Raw genomic sequence first — 22,325 nt, 5'->3', positions numbered from 1 at the left:
GTATACAGGGAACACCTCGGAGTAACACGTTATAAAATCGCTCCAATCGGTTTATCCCTGTGTATACAGGGAACACAACCTCTAATTCGTATTGACGATCAACCGGCACGGTTTATCCCTGTGTATACAGGGAACACCTCGGAGTAACACGTTATAAAATCGCTCCAATCGGTTTATCCCTGTGTATACAGGGAACACAATATTGGCGGTAAAGTGGCGGTCGAGCTGACTGGTTTATCCCTGTGTATACAGGGAACACTTAGCATCATTACCGTTTGTCTCCCAATTTTGCGGTTTATCCCTGTGTATACAGGGAACACTTTATATCGGCATCAGTTTTACTTTTCGAGTGCGGTTTATCCCTGTGTATACAGGGAACACAATGACATAAAACCTCCTAATTTTTAATTTTGCGGTTTATCCCTGTGTATACAGGGAACACACAATATGTTTTACTTTGAATACTGAATATAGCGGTTTATCCCTGTGTATACAGGGAACACTCTAATTATAACCTATTGTTTATTAAATAAAATAGGAGCATGTAAAATTCTACCGGTTTTTTGTTGTTTTTTTAGGCACTTTGTTTCAAGACGCATTTTAAATTTAATTTGAAGCTTATCAAATAGTTACCTATATTTAAAACGATTTTTTAATGGCGTACACTTTTATAATTTTTCAGCGCACCGACCAATTTTGTTGACTACATCAAATCTTACTTTTTGGTGTTTGATTTTGAGGAACTATTCTATATTGATTTTGCCTTTGCGTCTTTGCTTTATTCGGCTTATGCCGAATGTTATAACCATTAACTGTCCTGACAAACGTTGTAAAAATAACAGAAAAAGTAGTTAAGAGTTTAAACAAAGTATTACATATTAGATTTTTTAAAAAATGATTAACCTCGTATTTATTAAAAACACTCATTTAATCCAACTCAAATGCGCAATGAAAAACTTTACCAATAATTTTTATTTTTTCTGAATCTTCTATTTCATCGGGATATTCCAACGAATTGTAAGAGACTATCCTAATTCTATTATTCGACAATCTGTATAAACGTCTTAGTCTACAGAAATCAGATTGACATATTGCGTAAACAGAACCATCATTTATTTGTTGCTTGCCTTTATTAACTGCAACAATAGCGCCCTTAGGTATAACTGGCTTCATTCCGTTATCGTTAACGAGAAAACAGAATATATTATTCTCGTCTATATTTTGTTTTATTAATAAAGATCGGGAAAATCTCAATTGTTCCTTTTTATAATTGGGGTTGATTGTTTGTGCTTCATTATTTATAGCTAGCTCGATTGATTTATATAAAACAACTTCGACTTCGCTATCGTTTAAGCTAGTACTGATATCGGACGTTTTAGAATTGTTATTATTCAGTTTGTATTTTGAAACGCCATTAGATTCCATTGCTCCTTTATTATACCGTAGCCAGTTGATATCCACTCTTAAGATATGTGCCAATAAATCGAGGTCTTTTGGCTTGTTTGTTCCGTTTTCCCATTTAGAAACCGCTGCCCTTGAAATGTTACCCATTTTTTTCCGATCTCTGCCTGGCTCAATCCCCGTTTACATCTAGCTATTTTTATTCGTTCTCCAAGCATTTTTACTCCGATATGCTGTTCATTGTTAACACAGATATAAACGGTTTATTTTTATTTTATTATTAACTAATTTGTTATGCTTTTTATTTATCTATCCTTCATTAATTTCGAGCTGTTTTTTTGGTATATCTTAATTGTGCTTTACCATCGGGCATAAAATAAGTACCGTATTTGACTAGTCCACCTTCTTTAAAATAACAGACTAATTCATAGCTAAGCACCATAGAATCTTTATTTTTCTCATCAATATTGATATTTATTGATTCAAGTCGTGGCTCATAAATGAGTAATGTTTGTTCTATGGCTCTCATTAATACGTAAGCTGATGACGGTAATGCCTGAAAGATAGTGGACATGTCCGGTAGCCCATAATCAGGCATATGGTTGATAGCCCCTGCCCGACTATTTAGAATACGCTCGATATTATCCATTACACTTATAATGGTTTGTTCATTTTCGGCTATTTCATCTATCGGGATACCAGACTCAAAATAGCCATATAAGATGTCATATAATGAAGCACTCATTTACTTTTCTTCCACAAGTTTAATGCTATATTGGCTCGCGATAATTTCGCGTGGTTCAGTGATATAAAGATCGCCACGTTCCAATACTATTCGCCAACTGTTATCTTTTAGATTTGGTTCTTTGAAAAGCGCTATCACGCCTACTACATCTGCTTTTTTATCAAATGGTGTATCAATTGAAATAGATGTATCGGGTTTTAGTACAACTTCTTTGCTTTCAATGAGTGATTCTTGTAATATTTCACTGTCATTATCAACGAGTTCCTGATAAGAAGCAGCGTTAAAATTATCAGCATCTTTTAATTGATAAATTCGGATCACAACGGGTGATGAGCGTCCATCATCATCTGTATTTAATTCAGCCCTTGCTTTTAGATCTAAATGTAATGTTCTGACATTCCATTTAAAGACAGAATCCGTGATTTCAACCGCTGTTTCACTTACACTCTGAGCTATACCACAACCCATTAGCGAAATGATTAATAAACTAGCAAGTAATGTTTTCATTATTCTCATTTTTAGTCCCTTGATTGATATACTTGATAATCAACACCAGAATAGCTACCCAAATTCACTTTGATTTCGTCTTCAACAGGTTGATTATTTTCGTCAGTTTTATTAAATGAAGCAGTTAATCCTAATCTGCTATTTCTTGATTTTAGTTGGCTTCTTGGTAGAAAAATTCGCTTAATACACAGCGTTATTTTGGCATCTACACGATAGCCTAAATAAGCACGTAATAAAGCTAAAATATCATGAAATAATTGTCCGTCGGGCAATAGCTCAGCAATTTGATGTTCGTGTTGAGGCGTGATAACAAGATGAATACTTTGATTACACTCTTTAAAACGTGAACCCAATGCAGCACCACCATCTAATCCGATTCGATGTGGCCCTTGACCGCCTAATTTTGCTGGATAATCAATTGACTGCCAAATAGGATAAAATTCGCTTACACTCACTTGAGCATCATCGACCATCACACGCACTAATCCGATAATGCCTTCTGCTGTACGTGTTTTTTGAGACATTAATCCTAATAATGCAAAACATCGAGATAGTGGTGTACCTATTTGTTCAATAGTACCTTTTACACCTAATCCTATTAAACCAGACAAACATTTTGATACTGGATCACGCCCACCACTTAAATAACATGCTGGATAATGATACTTCAACCAAATACGATAAAATTGAGTAATGACCCGATGATTGAACATATCCAAAAAATCAGTCATGGATTGATAATTTTCGTCTCGCCGAATAATCTTATCAAGCAAACCAAGCGGTAATACAGCATCAACCCCATACAACCCTAAAAAACGTGTTCTAACTGTTGTTGGACGATTTATGTAGGGTGCTTTTTCTATATATTTCAGCTCACTTGCAGGGAAAGACATATCCACCGAAGGTGCAAAACGCAACGGATCTGCAGCTGGTGATTCGCTTTTACCCAATATAGGCTCGTCTGCATATAACTGCTCAAGTAACTGACAAAAACGATAAAAATTAATTTTTGGCAGTTGCTTTTCAAGCATCTGCATTAAAGGGCTGTTTTCGATGTTTTGCTCTGGTTCCATACAATTTTATTTCCTGTAGGTAGACTAATAATAACCAATTGTGTAAATAGATTAACATCGGCATATAAAGCAAAAAACTGATGTAATAATTCGCCGAACAGCATTACATCACCTTCCCCAGTAAATTGAAAACTATTGATAGTGACTTCTATTTCAATACCTCGTTGCAACATACCTTTAACTGTGCGTTTAATCATTCGATGAGAAACTTCAACGATACCTTCTAAGCGTCTACGATTAAGTTCGTTATCTGTCCAATCATATAATGCGAGTGTTCCACGTAGAACTTCAGCATTCATTAGTGACAAATAATTCGGGGCAAGATGCGAAAGAACACGCCAATAAAAGCGATCCTCAGTTGGTGGATAGCAAGGTATTGTTGGAGAACAAAGATTTCGTACTTTAGCAATATTACCATTTGAGTCAGAAAGATCATGAATTCGAGCATTACGTAAAGCTTTACGAGGTAACATACCATTAGTACCTGTTATACGTAACGATAAAGTCTCGGTTTCGAGCATTTCGTTTTTATCCCAAATTTTACCGCCCAAAATCAGCCATGTGTCATGTAAACCGGAAGCTCCTCTTCTCACTCGAGTATGATAATACCTTTCTGGCGCATCATGACGTAGCATACCTCCACGGTGTTTAAAACTCGTGAATGGAACATATCGATAACGTCCATCACGCGTAATAGCTTCTACATGTTCAACAGAATAAACTTCAACATGCCCATCTTGGCGTAATAAAGGGCGAAGTAAATATTCGCTTTCTAGCTGATTTACCACAATAGGATCGGCTTCCATATCAAATAAATTGATGACTGGTACGCAATGCAAACGAATATTATCATCTCCAAAAGGCATATCGGTTGGCCATGATTGATTGAGCGTCAATTCAATATCAATATAAGTACATGCTTCTGATATATTGCTCGTTTTTAAACCATGCAAGTCAACAAACATAAATTTTTCACGAAATGCAAAATATTCTAGTAAAAGTTGATAGCCAGAAAATGCATTATCTGGTTTTAACCATAAGCGATCGTCTTCGCTGAATCCAACGGGAGTAATATGACCATTTAACGAAACTCTTGTTTCAGGATCATCAGAGTAACGAACGTGAATTGAGCCAACTTTCTGCGTTAAAACATGATGTAGTGTTGATGCGATGGGGGCATCTGCATTTAAATAAAGGCGTAAACATGATAAATCCAACTGTTCAAAGTCTGCCAGTTCAGTAATACTCAACCGAATAGTAATCATGCTACGACCATCATGGCTTAGCCCTAATCTAGCTTGACTTATTTTAATAGGTCGTAAAGTGACGTCTTGTGTTGTTCTAAATGGACACCGTGTACCGACATGCCCCAATGGCTCAGATTGCACTTGCAATCCCTTTGGAATGACTTCTTCACGTGATAATGTCGTATAATTTGGCGTTAGTTCCACGATCGATAATGATGGGATCAGTCGTAAATAGTGAGGCCAAAGTAATGTCACTAAACTTTCCGTTAATTCGGGTAAGTCATCATCAATTTTTTGACGTAAACGACCAGTTAGAAAGGCAAACCCTTCAAATAAACGCTCTACATAAGGATCACGATCACCGACACGATCTAAGTTTAACAAACTAGCTCTATCAGGATGTATTTTGGCGAATTCTTTTCCTGCTTCTCGCAAATACCGCATTTCTGATTCGTAATAGCGTAAAATTAAATCATCCATTTTTCATCTCTTTATTTTTTTGTATATTCTGTTTAGTAATATCGTTATTGAAACTAACTACCCCATAAATAAGGTGCTTGATTAACGCTACATAACACTTAATGCTCTAGCTGGATCGAGTTGCATTAATTCGTGCTGTAACAAATCAATTTTTTCTGAAAGCTCGGGTTTAAAGCCATCTTTCAGTTGATTTTTTTGCTTCATTAGTTTTAATAAAAAACGTTTAACATCAAATATTAATTCTGGTTCCCACTGTAAAAGTGTCATTGTTTGCTGCTGACTATTGAGACCAAGCAATAATTTCATAGCGATATCTTGTTTACCCATTTGCTCAGCGACTCTTGCTTGCGTATATTGCAGCAAATAACGTTGTTTAGGTGAGCGTAAAGTAGGTAAATTTTGCAACCACTGAAATGCCTTTTCAATACTTTCACTATGCGCCAATTCTAACGCTTGTTTTTCAATTTCATTCCAATCGTTTTCGCCAGAAATCGAAATTGGTTCAATACTGTCACCTTCATCTAAATGATGAATGCGCGCATTGGTTGCAATCCAATTGAGCGTTTCATCATCGGCAAACGGTGTGCCATTATCGAATGAAAGCCGTTCTATGCCGTTTAATCTTTCAAGCATCAACCCAATATCCGTTAAAAATATGTCTGCCCAAGCTTGATGAGGTGCACCCATTTTCTGTAATGCCATTACTGTTGCTCGTTGTAAATCAAGCCAAAAATGGTTCGCACCTTCCATAAAAGCCGCTTCCACCCGTTCAAAAAGCTCTGACCATTGTTGTTGGATGATTAAACGACTAATATTTTGTTTAAGTTCTGCTCTTGGTGCAGGTAAACGAGTTCGTCCTCGATGATCTGCTGGAGGTAAATCGACAATGGTATCCCAGCGTAATATTCGTAAAAAACGACCTGCTGCAAGATAGCCTTCTGGCTTTTCTCTTAAAAATGCAGCCATTTTGCGAGCTTGATCAAGTAAGTCTCGTTGTGAACCAATTTTAGCATCCGATAGTTTAGGAAAAGATTCTGGCATTGATTCAGAAACAGGCATAGAAGATGATGCGTTTTCTGGTTGAGTACTTTTAACGGGTTGCTTTAAATTATTGCTAAAAAAGTGAACAAGCGCAGAAAGATCTGGCGCTTCAAGCTTCTGCTCTGGAGTTTCGCCAACAAACAATTTTTGACAAATACTATCGATCTGATTTAGCGCTAAAATAATTCGCGAAAGACATTCTTCTGAAATTGGCTGTAATTGGGTAAGCGGCTCAAGAAACCTTGCATTTGCTAGCCATTCTATCGCATTTTTACGAATATTATGCCGTGAAGGGTAAACAGAGGTTCCAAATTTTTCAAGTAAACCTGCTAATATTTCAACACCGTCGGCATAACCATTGGCGCCATCAATATGTAACCGAGCCAAACAATAATAAGTAACAACACGTACATCTTTACTATTCTTCTTTAAGATATTTTCACTTTCCGTCGCAACTAACTCATAATCAATTCCGGAAAGTTTAGCGATTTCTTCTTTTATTTCCTGAAAAGTATCGTGGTAAGTTAAATCTTCACCCGTTGGTTTATCAACACTAATTGGCTCTAACCAATCAGCCCACTGTAAACTTAGATTTTTTTTAGCTGATTCACTTGAATCTTGCGATCCAAATAAACGGTTTAACAATTGGCTAAACATAATAATCTTCCATCATATAATTAATTTTCAAAAACTCTATTCGGTAATGTAAAGTTACGCAATTTTAATAACGTTAGTGGTCCTTGCCCCAACTGTGTACGTAAAATATATCGTAATCTACCTTCCTCAGATACTTTCCAAACCAGCTCATAGCGACTTGAATCAAGTGGTTTAACTGATGCTTTTTCAAGTAGTCTAATCAAAGACCAATCACCATTGAAATAATCATAGAGTTTTAATCCTGTTTCATCAGAACTCCAACTTAACTGTGAATAAGGTGAATAACCATCACCAGGCCAATTGAATCGTTGCCAAGTTGGTGCTTGGTTATAATATTCTAATTTTTGTTTATTAATGATTAATTCAGTTCGGACAATATTATTACCACTGCGTGGCATTAGATCAAAGGCTAAACTAACATCACCTGATGTAATTAATTCAGATGATAAATCGTTAAATAACTCCAATGCGTTGATAAATTTCGGTGAAAAATTAAGTCCTTGAGCGTTCACCGTATTAACAACCCATCTGCCCCCTTTCTTTTCTAAGACGCCACCTAATTCATTTATAATAAAATTGTCGATAATGCCTGTATCACTACGTAAAAAACGAGCAAGTTCAGCAAACGACGCTTCGTTTTCACTATTTTTGAAAGGATAACGACCCGCAAATGACTTTTCCCATTGATGCACAATATAATTTTGCCAAATTTCGTTAAAACTTTCAGTCGCTGGGGTCAATACGACCTGCCACGATTGCTCAAGCGGTTGCTTAAATAAACTATGTCCAAATCCAGACCATTCATTACCTAAATTAGCGGCAATTAAATTTCCGTAATCTCGTGTTTCGGTCAAGTCAACTGACGTGCCTTTAAATACACTTTTAGCAAGTCCTTGCATCATTGCTTTAGGATCTGCGCTATTGGTCACATTTTGCAATTTTAAGCGGACTTGTGTGACTCGTGAAAGATAGGTTTGTAATGAAAGATTATTATTTTCATTTTTGATTAAGTTCACGATAGGTGAAAAAGTTTCTGTTAAAGGTCCTGAAGCCTCATTATTTGCTAAAGGAATAACAGATTGATTCTTTTTGCCTATGATTTGCTGTGCAGTACGAATTAAATTATCGGACAGTCCATCGCCAGAATAATCAACTTCAGACTGATATTTAACGACATTAATTAATGCAATCAAAGGGGATTGACGATTATCAGCCAATAAAGTCAATTGCTCAATAACATCAGACACATTATTAGCTGGTTGCCATTGAATATTATTTAAAAAATACGCCCAAGATGCTCCATATTCACTAAAATAACGATCTTTTAATTGCTGTCTTAACACATCGGGCGATATTGAAGCAATTAAATTGCTTTGGCTATCTTCGCCCAATACCCAGTCAATTTGCTCTTTACGTGATTTAGCTGCGCTATTAATTTCATTTTTAATAGTATCTTCCCATGCTTTACGGGTAAAAATACCGGGAACTTCAACATCATTAATAAAGAGAATATTACTATCAATTCCTTCAAGTAATTGATTTAAATTTTGATTGGTATATTGTTGACTTGCACGCTGAATAATATCTTGATAAAGCGTGTTAACGGCATTTTGAACACCAATTTTATTAATCAATATTTTTTGTATACCATTGACCAAACGTTTGTCTTCTTGAAGCGCCCAGTCTGGCTTACTTTTTAATACTTGTCCCCAAAAACGGACCAGATCTGGCATTAATCGTTGCCAATCACCATCACTAATACCTTCTGGTGCTCGCCATTTTTGTGAAGCGAACTGACTTAAGTAAATACCATCACTTTTATCCGGATGACTTAACATTAAATAAGCCTTTAAAAAATCATAAGCTGAATCGGCTAATTTTAAACGCTCTGGACTATCTGGTGGTAGCTCTGTTAGCAAGGTTAAATAATCTGTCATTAGATTATGAAACGGAGTGGCAATATTTCTAGAATTGGTCACTCGATAAGAAAGCCACAAATTTTCTAAAAGCTCATTATTATGATTCAAACCAAATCGATAGCTAAATGGCGCACCGTGTTGTTTACGATAAAGTAACTGCTCAATACGTTGTTGTAATTCAAATTGGTTTTGTAATTTGGTTGTTAAGTCTTGTTGAACCGAACTATCCGCATTTTTTACTAATTTAATACTATCGTTGATAAGGGTTGAATTTCGGAAATACGAGTTTAAAACACCTAAACCAAGCAACGTAGACACACCAAGTAAAAAGATGCAAGACACCATTCCCCAACGAATGCCCATACGTTTTCCTAACTGTGCATTGGCATCATCACTAATTGATTGCCAAGTTGGGGTCATCACTAAATAGTTATCAAAATTTAATTCTTCATTTTCTGAAAAGACTTGATGAGGTACAAAAAATAGCCCTCGAACATAAGGTGAATACGGAAAAGCGGTAAACATTCCCAAATAACGCTTAATGTGTTCAATATCACCTTTAGTTAATTTTTGACTTATTTTTAATAAAAAATCGTGAGTAATTGAGCCTTTAACTTGTTGCATTCCACGTATACAACACTCTTGGGACAATTGATACAATGACGTGTCGATTGATTGCAACGATTCTTGATTTAATGATGGGAAAATGACGCCTACACTTTGTTCGATACGACCTACTTGATGCCATTCACTATTTTGTGGCGCAACTAAATAAAGCGGAGCAGACCACTTCAATAATTTGTCACGTGCTTCTATTTGCTGTAAAGCTTTTTCAATCAACACTTGCTGTTGACGATTACTGTCAAGATAATATTTAGGCATTACCCATATAATGGCATTCAACGGTTTAGCCGCAAAAGGAATACAGCGAGAAAAACGTTTTTTTAATGCCAATAACCAAGATGTATCAAGTTCATGTTCAATATCACCACCATAAACCATCAACGTTTTATCACATAATTGCCATTTATCGTCTTGTAAATTAGGGAATACGGACTCGACATCAGTATATGATCCAATAACAAGACACTTTCTAATTTTATAACGCCAAAAAAGGCCATGACGATGACGCATAAATTTGACTGGTTCCCAAAAAGAATCAGTAACGCTTTCTTTTTTTTGTTTTTTGTTATCAATATCAATATTCGTTTTATCGTCTTCACGGAAAGTTAATTTTAAAACTTTACGTAGCCCCCAATATGTAAGACTATCAATGTGACTTAGAAGTAGCGCAATAACTAAAACGGTCAAAGATCCAATAACTTTTTCAGTTGGCCAAATCAAAAAAGAAAAGGTATCTTGCCAAATCAAAAAAATTAAAACGATTGCAATTATTAGCAACATCATCATCCACACAAATCTAAACTTTTTCATTTTTTTCGCTTCTCTTATTTTCTTCTTGCAAACAGGACACAACCGAAGCCACAAGGTTAGGCTTACCTATTACTATTAATTGTTTATTTTTCGTAAGAAATGCATTATCAATCGCCAATGCTAACCCTAACATATACGTACAACAGCCTGCATAACCTATCGAAGATTCAATATTAAAAATATTTTCAGATCCAAACTCGATTTTATTTAAATGATCCTTAACAATTGATTCTAATTCATATGAAACACCGTTAAACCAAACAGCATCAAAATTAGAATCAATGTTATTTGCCCAGTGCAAGGCATCATCAATTGTTTGGGTGAGTGTGGATTTTTTTTCACAACGATGAACTTTAATCAAAAATGGATGATCATTTAAAAGAAACCGTTTTTTATCAACTTTTTCGCCTGCTAACAAAAACATCGAAGCAAATTCACCATCTTTATCAGCGGGTGCATAAAACATTCGGGCGGTAATAAGTAATAATAATTCATGATCATGATCGCTATCGTCTAACCATGATTCAATAAAGGTGTCTGATTTATTGGGATTTTCAATGATAAAACTTGACGGTCGTCGAACAATTTTACCTAATGTTTTCGACCATAATTCGGTTATCTTATCGCTTGATTCTGTGGGCTCAATAAATAATCTTACATGTAATTTTATATCACGAGGAATTGAAGACAGCTTTTGATCTAATAACTCTTTCCAGGTGATAAAAAAAGGTTTTAAGCGTTCACAAAAATCATCACTATTACAATTATCAGGAATAGGTAAACTTGAATGATTAGTCGGACTAGAAGATTTAGGGTGAGACTTTTTAGTCATGACTATTTTGTTTTCTTTTAGTTTATTGGCATTTTCAAACTTACCATATTCAGTAACAAGAGAATGCTCTAAAACATATAAACCTCGTTGCGCATAATTAATCAATTCTTGTTTACGCGCTTCACGATGGATATTCCATTCTCGATTATAAATTTTACGATAACCATAAAGATAATAGTTATATAAAAAAAGCAAAACCCAAGCCAATAAAGGATAAATAATTATTCCTGATACAAATTGTTCGTTAGGAATGCTATAACTTAAACTCAAAACAATCGTGATGATACTTCCAATCAAAATAAATACCAGAAGTAAAATTCCCCAAAACCAACGATTAAATTTTTTTACTTCAGGTTTAGGATCAGATAATAATGTTAAATCAACTGGCATTAACCTTTCCCTACTTTTGGTACAGATGAGATTAAAGAACAACCACATGCACTTTTATGACCGTCTAAAGCAACCTTTTTGCCTTGATCAGTAAAAGTTGATTCACCTTCGATAATAGGGTTAATTCCATGATTTTTTTTGGGGCAGCTGACTAAATCACCTTCCCTTGCTACAGGTATACCTAAAACTTTCATTGTTGATGATGCAGTGATAACTTTTCCTCCATGATCCGTTGCATCACCAAGACGAATCACGCCTTTTAAATTACTCATTCTTTTTATTTCCTTTATTATTTCCTTAAATTTTTTACATATATTAACCTAATTTTATAGAAAACAATAATATTTTTTTACAAAATGGCATTCTTAACCGATTAATTTTACTGTGTTTTTAATTTTTGTTATTGAACCATAATAAAATTAAATAATTGCAAAAAAATTTAATTCGTAATTAAAAGGATTGTAACCGTTACCATGGTTTATAGAAATCGCTTACAAAATTAATAGTATAGTATTCGATTATTAAAACAATAGTCGTCGTTTAACAAAAAGTTATTTATTATCTTAAAAACTAATTTAATTCAGCTACAATAACATAAGGAACATAAAGTAACGTTTTATTACCTTGGTTGTCTGTTACAATTTTGAGTGAACAGCGTGTCGTATAATTCATGTTTTAAACAAGTAACCTAATAATGATAAGAAAGTTATAAAAGATATTTGCCACTTACACCTACTCTTAATTTTAAAGTACCATCACTTTTTTTAGAGTAATACTGGATCCCTGTCAGAAGGCTTTTACCTTCTCCCACAGACTGTATTGCACCATTAGCTTTGTATAAGCTATAAATATCTTTATTTTTTATCCAATTTGGCACATTTTCCATATGGTAACTAAAAATTATCATTGGTTTATCTTCCCATTGATTATCCACTTTCTGTATTTTTTCTACTACCACTTTGCCAAAACAGAAGTTAGTGCCACCCCACCAATCTTTATCGAGATATTTACGCCCCTCATCGGTTAGATCATAACGATATAGTGGTTTATCACCATCATACCCCACCAGTTCTTCGGTAAATAACCCTTCTTTGGCATATAACGATAGCTTTAAATTGAGTCTTTTATTCTGCTTAATTTTATCATAGGGATCTTTCGGGTTTATCTCACCTTCCAAATAGTGAATAGTATAGGGATACATATCTTTATAAATTTTTCCCACTGCAAGACAAAAAGCTCTATTACCATCCGGATTATCCCAATCATTTTCTTCCTGAATTCGGGTTTTATAATCGGTGTTATCACAACCCGTCAGTAGCGATAATAGGATTAAACTACAACTGAATAGTGAGTGTTTTATTGTTTGATTGTTCATTATCATTACCTGTTTATTAATTCGTTTATTTTATGACCTGACCACGCTATCGACCAACTAAGTTTTCAAACCAGCTAATCACCTTATATTGATAAGAAAGCAGATAAGGAAAGGCTTTATTGCCTTGAGTTTCAGTTTCAATTTTGACTAAAAAGCGTGCTATATAATTCGTGTTTTAAACAAGTAACTTAAATAATGCTAAGAAAGTTATAAAACATATTTGCCACTTACACCTACTCTTAATTTTAAAGTACCATCACTTTTTTTAGAGTAATACTGGATCCCTGTCAGAAGGCTTTTACCTTCTCCCGCAGATTGTACTGCACCATTACCTTTGTATAAGCTATAAATATCTTTATTTTTTAGCCAGTTGGGTACATTTTCCAGATGATAACTAAAAATTATCATTGGTTTATCTTTCCATTGATTATCGATTTCCAATATTTTTTCTACCACCACTTTGCCAAAACAGAAGTTAGTGCCACCCCACCAATCTTTATCGAGATATTTACGCCCCTCATCGGTTAAGTCATAACGATATAGTGGTTTGTCACCGTCATATCCCACCAGTTCTTCGGTAAATAACCCTTCTTTGGCATATAGCGCTAATCGGTGATTTAATTTATGATTAATATAAATAGGATCTTTATAATTCATATTTTTATCATAACCAGCCATATATTTAATTGTATAGGGATACATATTTTTATAAATTTCACCCACTGCCAGACAGAAAGCTCTATTACCATCCGGATTATACCAATCATTTTCTTCTTGAATTCGGGTTTTATAATCAGTGTTATCACAACCGGTTAGTAGTGATAATAGAATTAAACTGCAACTGAATAGTGAGTGTTTTATTGTTTGATTGTTCATTATCATTACCTGTTTTTTTATTCGTTTATTTTATGATCTGACCACGCTATCGACCAACTAAGTTTTCAAACCAGCTAACTACTTTATATTGATAAGAAAGCAGATAAGGGAACGCTTTATTGCCTTGACTGTCCGTTTCTATTTTGACTAAAAAGCGTGCTATATAATTCATGTTTTAAACAAGTAACCTAATAATGTTAATAAAGTTATAAAATATAATGACCACTTACACCTAAACTCAATCGTAAACTTCCATCACTTTTTATGGAGTAATAGTGGATCCCTTTTAGAAGAGTTTTACCTTCTCCCGCTGCTCGTACTGCACCATTGCTTTTATATAAGCTATAAATATCTTTATTTCTTAACCAGTTTGGAACGTTTTCCAGATGATAGCTAAATCTAACCATGGGTTTGCCTTCCCATTGATTATCAATTTCCAATATTTTTTCTACCACCACTTTGCCAAAACAGAAGTTAGTGCCACCCCACCAATCTTTATCAATATATTTGCGACCTTCATCGGTTAGATCATAACGATAAAGTGGTTTGTCACCGTCATATCCCACCAGTTCTTCGGTAAATAACCCTTCTTTGGCATATAACGATAGTTTTAAATTAAGTCTTTTATTCTGCTTAATTTTATCATACGGATCTTTAGGGTTTATCTCACCTTCCAGATAGTGAATAGTATAGGGATACATATTTTTATAAATTTCACCCACTGCCAGACAGAAAGCTCTATTACCATTCGGATTATCCCAATCATTTTCTTCCTGAATTCGGGTTTTATAATCGGTGTTATCACAACCCGTCAGTAGCGATAATAGGATTAAACTGCAACTGAATAGTAAGTGTTTTATCTTTTGATTGTTCATTATCATTACCTGTTTTTTTATTCGTTTATTTTATTATACTGCCCACGCTATCGACCAAGCCATCAAACCAGCTGACAACCTTATATTGATAAGAAAGCAGATATGGGAACGCTTTATTGCCTTGGCTGTCAGTTTCAATTTTGAGTGAACAGCGTGTCGTATAATTCATGTTTTAAACAAATAACCTAATAATGATAAGAAAGTTATAAAAGATATTTGCCACTTACACCTACTCTTAATATTAAAGTACCATCACTTTTTTTAGAGTAATACTGGATCCCTGTCAGAAGGCTTTTACCTTCTCCCACAGACTGTATTGCACCATTACCTTTGTATAAGCTATAAATATCTTTATTTTTTATCCAATTTGGCACATTTTCCATATGGTAACTAAAAATTACCATTGGCTTATCTTTCCATTGATTATCCACTTTCTGTATTTTTTCTACCACCACCTTGCCAAAACAGAAGTTAGTGCCACCCCACCAATCTTTATCAATATATTTGCGACCTTCATCGGTTAAGTCATAACGATATAGTGGTTTATCACCGTCATACCCCACTAGTTCTTCAGTAAATAACCCTTCTTTGGCATATAGCGCTAATCGGTAATTTAATTTGTGATTGATATAAATAGGATCTCTATAATTCATATCCTCATGATAACCAGCCATATATTTAATTGTATAGGGGTACATATTTTTAAATATTTTGCCAACTCTTAAGCAAAAAGCTCTATTACCATCCGGATTATACCAATCATTTTCTTCCTGAATTCGGGTTTTAAAATCGGTGTTATCACAACCCGTCAGTAACGATAATAGGATTAAACTGCAACTTAACAGCGAGTGTTTTATTTTTTGATTGTTCATTATCATTACCTGTTTTTTATTCGTTTATTTTATGACCTGACCACGCTATCGACCAACTAAGTTTTCAAACCAGCTAACCACCTTATATTGATAAGAAAGCAGATAAGGGAACGCTTTATTACCTTGGCTGTCCGTTTCTATTTTAAGTAAAAAGCGTGTCGTATAATTCATGTTTTAAACAAGTAACCTAATAATGATAAGAAAGTTATAAAACATAAAGACCACTTACGCCCATGCGTAATCGTAAAGTTCCATCACTCTTTTTAGAATAATAGTGAATTCCTTCTGCTAACTCATTTCCGGTGACTGCGGCTTCCATACTGCCATAACCTTTATATATGCTATAAATGTCTTTATTTTTTATCCAGTTGGGTACATTGTCCATATGATAACTAAATATCACCATTGGCATATCTTTCCATTGATTATCCACTTTCAGTATTTTTTCTACCACCACTTTGCCAAAACAGAAGTTAGTGCCCCCCCACCAATCTTTATCCAGATATTTACGCCCCTCATCGGTTAAGTCATAACGATACAGCGGTTTATCACCGTCATACCCCACCAGTTCTTCGGTAAATAACCCTTCTTTGGCATATAGCGATAGTTTTAAATTAACCTCATTATTTGCAGCAATTTTATCCCACGGATCTTTCGGGTTTATCTCACCGTCTAAATAATGAATAGTATAGGGGTACATATTTTTAAATATTTTGCCAACTCTTAAGCAAATGGCTCTATTACCACTGGGATTAACGTTGTCATTTTCTTTCTGGATTCGTGTTTTATAATCGGTATTATCACAACCGGTTAGTAGCGATAATAGAATTAAACTGCAACTGAATAGTGAGTGTTTTATTTTTTGATTGTTCATTAACATTACCTGTTTTTTTATTCGTTTATTTTATGACCTGCACACGCTATCGACCAACTAAGTTTTCAAACCAGCTAACCACCTTATATTGATAAGAAAGCAGATAAGGAAAGGCTTTATTACCTTGACTGTCCGTTTCTATTTTGAGTGAACAGCGTGTCGTATAATTCATGTTTTAAACAAGTAACCTAATAATGATAATAAAGTTATAAAACATAATGACCACTTACGCCCATGCGTAATCGTAAAGTTCCATCACTCTTTTTAGAATAATAGTGAATTCCTTCTGCTAGCTCATTTCCGGTGACTGCGGCTTCCATACTGCCATAACCTTTATATATGCTATAAATGTCTTTATTTTTTATCCAGTTGGGTACATTGTCCATATGATAACTAAATATCACCATTGGCATATCTTTCCATTGATTATCCACTTTCAGTATTTTTTCTACCACCACTTTGCCAAAACAGAAGTTAGTGCCCCCCCACCAATCTTTATCAAGATATTTGCGCCCCTCATCGGTTAGATCATAACGATACAGTGGTTTATCACCATCATACCCCACCAGTTCTTCGGTAAATAACCCTTCTTTGGCATATAACGATAGCTTTAAATTAAGTCTTTTATTCTGCTTAATTTTATCATACGGATCTTTGGGGTTTATCTCACCTTCCAAATAGTGAATGGTATAGGGATACATATCATTAAAAATCTTGCCAACCCTTAAGCAAATCGCTTTATTACCACTTGGGTTATTTATGTCATTTTCTTTTTGAATTCGGGTTTTATAATCGGTATTATCACAACCCGTCAGTAGCGATAATAGGATTAAACTGCAACTTAACAGCGAGTATTTTATTTTTTGATTGTTCATTATCATTACCTGTTTTTTTATTCGTTTATTTTATGACCTGACCACGCTATCGACCAACTAAGTTTTCAAACCAGCTAACCACCTTATATTGATAAGAAAGCAGATAAGGGAACGCTTTATTGCCTTGGCTGTCTGTGTCGCCTTCCGGTAAATATTCGAAGGTACAAATCACTTCAAATTTATCCACTACACGACCTATTAGTTGGTTAATGGCAAATAAACCAACGTTAGGTGGTGTTGCTATTGACGCACTATTTTCAGTGTTTGGTGATGATTCTGTGGCGGTGTCGTGATTTACCTCTTCCTGTTTTTTCTGTTCTTCTTTTTTATCTTCTTCGGTTTTGCTGTCTTTTGAAGGTGGCGTACTTATTGCCTCTTTCATTTGATACCACAATTGATTATCGCTGTTTGATTGTTCATTATTCTCTTCATTATTTTCGTTATTTTTGGCTGAATCTTTTAAATAGTCATACAGTTCTTTCTTTTTATCTCTTATCATATCACTATTGAGTATTTCAAAATATTTAGCATTTACCTGAACAGCTTCTATTACTAATTCTTCCCCTCCATGACTTATTGCTAATATGGTTTCCATTTCGCCTTCACCATGACGGATCACTACTTTCCCTTTAAATGTTGCTTTATCTTCCACAAAATCGGGCAACTGCATCACCAAATGTAGATTATACTTGGTGCCTTTATTTGCCCTTTTTATATGTTCACTGATTTCTCTCTGATCATCCGTTCCAAAATCGATTGTGAATGATCTTTTTGCGTGAGGTATCTTTGCATTTTTGTTTCTTGCTTCTTTAACAAAGTCTGTCAATTCAAATTCGTAATGTGCCGTGCGACAAAACCCTTTGCGTGACGCTAAATAAAAATCTTGTTCGGACAAGTAGTTACCTGTATCACTGATTGGATATGGCGGAAACAAATCAACATGGTTAAACTTGCCAAATATTGAGCGGTTCATCCATTTTTCCATTTCGTCCCATTCACTGGCGTCATCGTAGGTGCCAAACAGAAAATTGATGATATGCGGTGCCAACATTAAGGCTATGCCCCATGGTCCTGACAGCCCTAACATTAACCCAATTCCAGCTGCCGCAAATCCAATGATCGACGTCACCATGTAAACCACTGAACCGTCATCCCCCCGTGCCAGTGCTTTAAATGCTTTTACCAACTCGCCGATACTATCCACTAAGGCAAGCACTTTAGCCACGCCCCCAATCACTGCACCGGCTTTGTTCAGTTCTTTAAGAATTTTTGACAGGTTGTCGCCACGTTCACCAAATAAGGCGACCAGTTTTGTCCCCGTGATAATGGCTTCTGATACCGATAAGGCAATATCAAGGTGTGTTCTTAATATCGCTTTTGATACTTTATCAATCAAGGCTGAATCTGTTAATGTTTTAAGTTTTTTGTTTAACTCGCTGATTTGAATAAATTGATAGGTCAGCGTGAGAGCATTAACGACACCTGTTGCTGAGGTGTCTAACACTTCTTTGCGCCAATTTTTTTCTGCCCCAAATTTTGCGGCTTGTAATTCTTCATATTCAATCGCTTTTACGTCTTCGAATGCATCAACGTTGGCAGTGCCACGGCTGGTGGTCTTTTTGCTTTCAAAGTCAAGTCGTTCAATGTCATTTTCGAAGGTGAGCAGTATATCAAACTCGACAAATTGCCCCTTCGCTCTGGTTATGTCGCGTCCTTTCAGCTTAAACCGGTCACGAGTTGCCGAATAACGCCCACGAATACGGTCGCCTGCGGTAGTAACCAGATTACCACCGTGCTGATTTGGGTAGACCACTTTGGCTGAACTGCCCAGTTTGTCTAAAAAATCTTGTAAATTGGTTACCGGCACTTTTACGCGATAGCTCCCGTGACTTGCGGTGGTAAACATGTTCATCGCTCTGATAAGGTGCTGATTGGTCACCGGCCTGCTTAAATTATAAGTTCCATTATGTGAAAGCGTTTTCGCTACATTGGTCATGGAGAGTTTGACCAGCTCTTCGGTTAAATAAGCCCCAACTCTGACATTGTTAGGTAGTTTTAGATTACTGATCGGATCGATATAATCCGTTAAGGTATTAACACCGGACAGCGGATTATCAACGTCGGTTGTTTCTTGTTCTTGCCCTGCCTCTTGATTTGCCATTATCGCTTTGACATCTTCAGTTAATTGCAGGTCGGCTTCAGCCACATTACCTGAAGCCACATTGAACAGTGAATATGGATGACCTTCAAGAAAATGGCGATAAATACTCGTTTTATTATTGATTAATTGTGACCATAGCTGGGCTTGCTCATCAAGGTATAGATTACCGGTAAAATCACTGTCTAAAATAACCAATAAGCTGTTTAAAGCATTAATATGCCGGTCTGACGTGTCGGGTGTACATTCTTTTAACCAAAATTGTACAGGGTTTTTATTGCCAAACAACCATAACAGATATGTAAAATAGTCCTTCGATACATTTTTTACATACTTAGTTAAGTTGTTATAAAGCAACTTATCGAGTTGTTGATATTTTTGTATAGAATCATCATTGACACGTTTACCATGTTTGTTTTTCCAAACTTGATTCTTTTTCCATTCGGCAACACTTTCTTTGGCATTCGGGAATTTTACGGCAACGACATCATGATTAATCATATTAATGTTTAATGCGTCAGACTTTTGTTTATAAATAGCGAAGATTTGTTGTTTTTGTTCATCTGTCAGTTTTATGACTTCATAATCACCTAATGGTGGATTAGTTACGCCTGTATGACTAAATCCTTTTTCTTTGACTAATCGAAAATAGTAGTAGCGTCCAACCATTGACAATGCATTTTGAAATGTCCTACCATGATAGTTGAGTTGATTTTCCATACAGAATTCTTGTTCACCTACAACCTCAACAATAATCAATGGATCGAGTGCTTTTTCGTGATCTTTGCCCATCCCCGGTTGATTACCCGGCGATAGTTTATATTTAGCTTCAGAGTTTGCTCGTTTTCTATCGCTGAGTTCCACCAGATCTGGCGACGAACCTTGCGGCGGTTCTTTTATATGAAATCCAAATAATACACATTCTGAGGCGTCCTGAATCTGATTTTCACTTTTTAAAATATCTTTATAGCTTTCAATACTGGTATATTGATTACGCGCGTAACTGGTTTCGGGTTTGAAGTATAGTAAGGGTTTGTCCTCGGCATCGGTTATCTGTTTATTAAAGTAATCTTCAATGGCCTTTTTGCGTGGCCCCATAACTTTCGCCTTTATATTCGATATCCCTTGATTGATTTTTTCATTTAACCAGTACTCAACAGGCCATTTATACCGCAAATATTCAGGGATGCGATTGACATATCGGTACTGTTTGTTGTAGTCCAAATCAATCAGGTTTTCGGTATAAAAGGATTGAATAATGCTTGGGTCTATTTCGTCACCAATCTCGTCTTTTCCTTCCAGTATCAGATCTTTAACGGTTTTGCCTAAATTGGCTTGTAACCTTTTTTGAATGGCAAGGGTTTGCTCTTGACTGCGACCGGCTAAACCATCCACCACCGGTGACAATAGCTGTCTGCGCTGAACGGCAAGCTCTTCAGCTATCCCTAAGCTGTCTTCAACTAAGATAACACCGATTTCGGTCGTTTTGTAATTCGAGTTATCGTAAGCTTCGCCTTTATAGCCGTCTATTGTTTTGCTGAAATCGTCATTGAGTCCACCGACTTCTTTTTTTAAGGTATTAAACTGACTGGCTGAGCAAAATAGTTTACGGTAGTTTTCTATTATGCTTGCTTCGGTGTTTTCAAGCTGATTTTTTAAATCATAATTTTGTGCATAAAAACTGCCTTTGGCTATCTCTTTATTTAATTTGGTATCTTTTATGCCAACCGAAGCAGGTTTGCTTTGTGCCTGTGTATTGCTGTTTTGGGGTGCATTTTGTTGTGCTTTGTCTTGCTCTTCTTTTGATTTTTGACGTCTTTCATCTAGCTGTTCTTTATTGAAATAATCCAGCACTTCTTGTTTATTGCATTCCATTTCCAGCAGATAGCGTTTTGTTGGACCTTCAACTGCTTTTGTTGATTCACTCCCTTGTTTTTCGCCTTCAACAGGCGCTGCTTTGACCGGCTCTCGAGTAAAATCGCTGAATGAAAAGCTACGTTCCCCATTAGCCGTTAACTTTGATGGCTCGGTTTGTGTTAAATCAACCACCGTGAAACGTTCATTTCGGTCGTCTTCACTTTTGCGGTAGTGCTCCACCACGTCTTTATCCCAGCGGTAAGGACTGTAGGCTATCCACGCTTTGTCATAAATTTTGTTGTCCAGCGTGATAAATTTAGCTTTAAATTGGTGCCCTTCTGTAATACAGCTTTCCGGTAACTCTTTTGGTCTGGTGCCTTTAACGTCACGAAACTCTCTTAATCTAAATGCGCCAGATTTTGTCACTTCAAACACTTTGACTTTTAATAAGTTTAGATCAGTACCTTGCCACCCTTTAGCCGATTTGTTTTTTTGAAGCAAGATATAGACATAACCTTCACGTAAGGTTCGATAAACGTAGCTAAAGTGAGTAAAGGCGGTGGTCGGCTCGTGATCGGTTAGTGGCAACATGCCACTTTCCCAAATATTGGTTTTGCTATTTTTAAAAAATTTAGGCACCACACTTTTTCGAACTAAAAATAGTGGAAATCCCGTTCGTTCACAGGCGCCACATTTTCCGTTACTTAGCGCCATGTTTTCTTTCGCTTCGTGTATGAGTTCGGTTGTGACAACAGGGGCATCGGTGTTCGATTGAATGTCACTATCGTTAAAATCCGTATTGGTGGTGCTTGTCATTTTTTATCCTTATATACTCAT

At 35.7% G+C, this 22,325-nt stretch carries 20 protein-coding genes and 1 CRISPR repeat array; all 20 genes read right to left on the bottom strand.

Features of this window, described 5'->3' with window-relative positions:
• Positions 1–47: 47 nt before the first annotated feature.
• Positions 48–503: a CRISPR direct-repeat array (repeat unit 29 nt; unit sequence CGGTTTATCCCTGTGTATACAGGGAACAC).
• Positions 504–927: 424 nt separating this feature from the next.
• The gene (locus tag ACGH6R_RS06225) at positions 928–1,551 is read right to left on the bottom strand and encodes an XRE family transcriptional regulator (protein WP_411599180.1); all 624 of its coding nucleotides are present in this window, start codon (positions 1,549–1,551) and stop codon (positions 928–930) included.
• Positions 1,552–1,720: 169 nt separating this feature from the next.
• The gene (gene tssE, locus ACGH6R_RS06220) at positions 1,721–2,146 is read right to left on the bottom strand and encodes a type VI secretion system baseplate subunit TssE (RefSeq protein ID WP_065557844.1); all 426 of its coding nucleotides are present in this window, start codon (positions 2,144–2,146) and stop codon (positions 1,721–1,723) included.
• Positions 2,147–2,662 carry a type VI secretion system lipoprotein TssJ gene (gene tssJ, locus ACGH6R_RS06215; protein ID WP_267379321.1) on the bottom strand — a complete coding sequence of 172 codons (516 nt, stop codon included), beginning with the start codon at positions 2,660–2,662 and terminating at the stop codon, positions 2,147–2,149.
• Positions 2,663–2,664: 2 nt separating this feature from the next.
• Entirely contained in the window at positions 2,665–3,726 is a 1,062-nt protein-coding gene (gene tssG, locus ACGH6R_RS06210; protein WP_065557842.1) for a type VI secretion system baseplate subunit TssG, read from the bottom strand.
• Positions 3,690–5,453, bottom strand: coding sequence for a type VI secretion system baseplate subunit TssF (gene tssF / locus ACGH6R_RS06205; protein ID WP_065557841.1), 1,764 nt, complete (start codon positions 5,451–5,453; stop codon positions 3,690–3,692). Before tssF ends, tssG begins: the two co-directional genes overlap by 37 nt.
• A gap of 87 nt (positions 5,454–5,540) precedes the next feature.
• The gene (tssA, locus tag ACGH6R_RS06200) at positions 5,541–7,151 is read right to left on the bottom strand and encodes a type VI secretion system protein TssA (RefSeq protein WP_411599179.1); all 1,611 of its coding nucleotides are present in this window, start codon (positions 7,149–7,151) and stop codon (positions 5,541–5,543) included.
• A 20-nt stretch (positions 7,152–7,171) separates the two neighbouring features.
• Complete coding sequence (locus ACGH6R_RS06195) at positions 7,172–10,504, bottom strand: ImcF-related family protein (RefSeq protein WP_411599178.1); 3,333 nt, start codon at positions 10,502–10,504, stop codon at positions 7,172–7,174.
• Positions 10,491–11,726: a hypothetical protein gene (locus ACGH6R_RS06190; protein WP_411599177.1), complete on the bottom strand. Its 1,236-nt coding sequence runs from the start codon at positions 11,724–11,726 to the stop codon at positions 10,491–10,493. The genes ACGH6R_RS06195 and ACGH6R_RS06190 overlap by 14 nt, the downstream gene beginning before the upstream one ends.
• The gene (locus ACGH6R_RS06185; RefSeq protein WP_411599176.1) at positions 11,726–11,998 is read right to left on the bottom strand and encodes a PAAR domain-containing protein; all 273 of its coding nucleotides are present in this window, start codon (positions 11,996–11,998) and stop codon (positions 11,726–11,728) included. Before ACGH6R_RS06185 ends, ACGH6R_RS06190 begins: the two co-directional genes overlap by 1 nt.
• A 434-nt stretch (positions 11,999–12,432) precedes the next feature.
• The gene (locus tag ACGH6R_RS06180) at positions 12,433–13,101 is read right to left on the bottom strand and encodes a hypothetical protein (protein WP_411599175.1); all 669 of its coding nucleotides are present in this window, start codon (positions 13,099–13,101) and stop codon (positions 12,433–12,435) included.
• Positions 13,102–13,308: 207 nt separating this feature from the next.
• Positions 13,309–13,977 (bottom strand): hypothetical protein, encoded by a 669-nt coding sequence (locus tag ACGH6R_RS06175; RefSeq protein WP_411599174.1) that lies wholly within the window; start codon positions 13,975–13,977, stop codon positions 13,309–13,311.
• Between the two features lie 46 nt (positions 13,978–14,023).
• Positions 14,024–14,149, bottom strand: a complete 126-nt coding sequence (locus ACGH6R_RS06170) for a hypothetical protein (protein ID WP_411599173.1) — start codon at positions 14,147–14,149, stop codon at positions 14,024–14,026.
• A gap of 34 nt (positions 14,150–14,183) precedes the next feature.
• Complete coding sequence (locus ACGH6R_RS06165) at positions 14,184–14,852, bottom strand: hypothetical protein (RefSeq protein WP_411599172.1); 669 nt, start codon at positions 14,850–14,852, stop codon at positions 14,184–14,186.
• Between the two features lie 25 nt (positions 14,853–14,877).
• The gene (locus tag ACGH6R_RS06160) at positions 14,878–15,021 is read right to left on the bottom strand and encodes a hypothetical protein (protein ID WP_411599171.1); all 144 of its coding nucleotides are present in this window, start codon (positions 15,019–15,021) and stop codon (positions 14,878–14,880) included.
• A gap of 34 nt (positions 15,022–15,055) precedes the next feature.
• Positions 15,056–15,724, bottom strand: a complete 669-nt coding sequence (locus ACGH6R_RS06155; protein WP_411599170.1) for a hypothetical protein — start codon at positions 15,722–15,724, stop codon at positions 15,056–15,058.
• Positions 15,725–15,769: 45 nt separating this feature from the next.
• Complete coding sequence (locus ACGH6R_RS06150; RefSeq protein WP_411599169.1) at positions 15,770–15,895, bottom strand: hypothetical protein; 126 nt, start codon at positions 15,893–15,895, stop codon at positions 15,770–15,772.
• 34 nt (positions 15,896–15,929) lie between these two features.
• Complete coding sequence (locus ACGH6R_RS06145) at positions 15,930–16,598, bottom strand: hypothetical protein (protein WP_411599168.1); 669 nt, start codon at positions 16,596–16,598, stop codon at positions 15,930–15,932.
• A gap of 46 nt (positions 16,599–16,644) precedes the next feature.
• Positions 16,645–16,770 carry a hypothetical protein gene (locus tag ACGH6R_RS06140; RefSeq protein WP_411599167.1) on the bottom strand — a complete coding sequence of 42 codons (126 nt, stop codon included), beginning with the start codon at positions 16,768–16,770 and terminating at the stop codon, positions 16,645–16,647.
• A 34-nt stretch (positions 16,771–16,804) separates the two neighbouring features.
• Positions 16,805–17,473 (bottom strand): hypothetical protein, encoded by a 669-nt coding sequence (locus ACGH6R_RS06135; RefSeq protein ID WP_411599166.1) that lies wholly within the window; start codon positions 17,471–17,473, stop codon positions 16,805–16,807.
• 46 nt (positions 17,474–17,519) lie between these two features.
• Entirely contained in the window at positions 17,520–22,304 is a 4,785-nt protein-coding gene (locus ACGH6R_RS06130; protein ID WP_411599165.1) for a toxin VasX, read from the bottom strand.
• Between the last annotated feature and the right edge of the window lie 21 nt (positions 22,305–22,325).

The organism is Gilliamella sp. CG13, from assembly GCF_046635805.1.
GTDB lineage: Bacteria > Pseudomonadota > Gammaproteobacteria > Enterobacterales > Orbaceae > Gilliamella > Gilliamella apicola_I.
The sequence above is the reverse complement of the archived record's forward strand: the minus strand, read 5'-3'. Positions and strand labels throughout refer to the sequence as shown.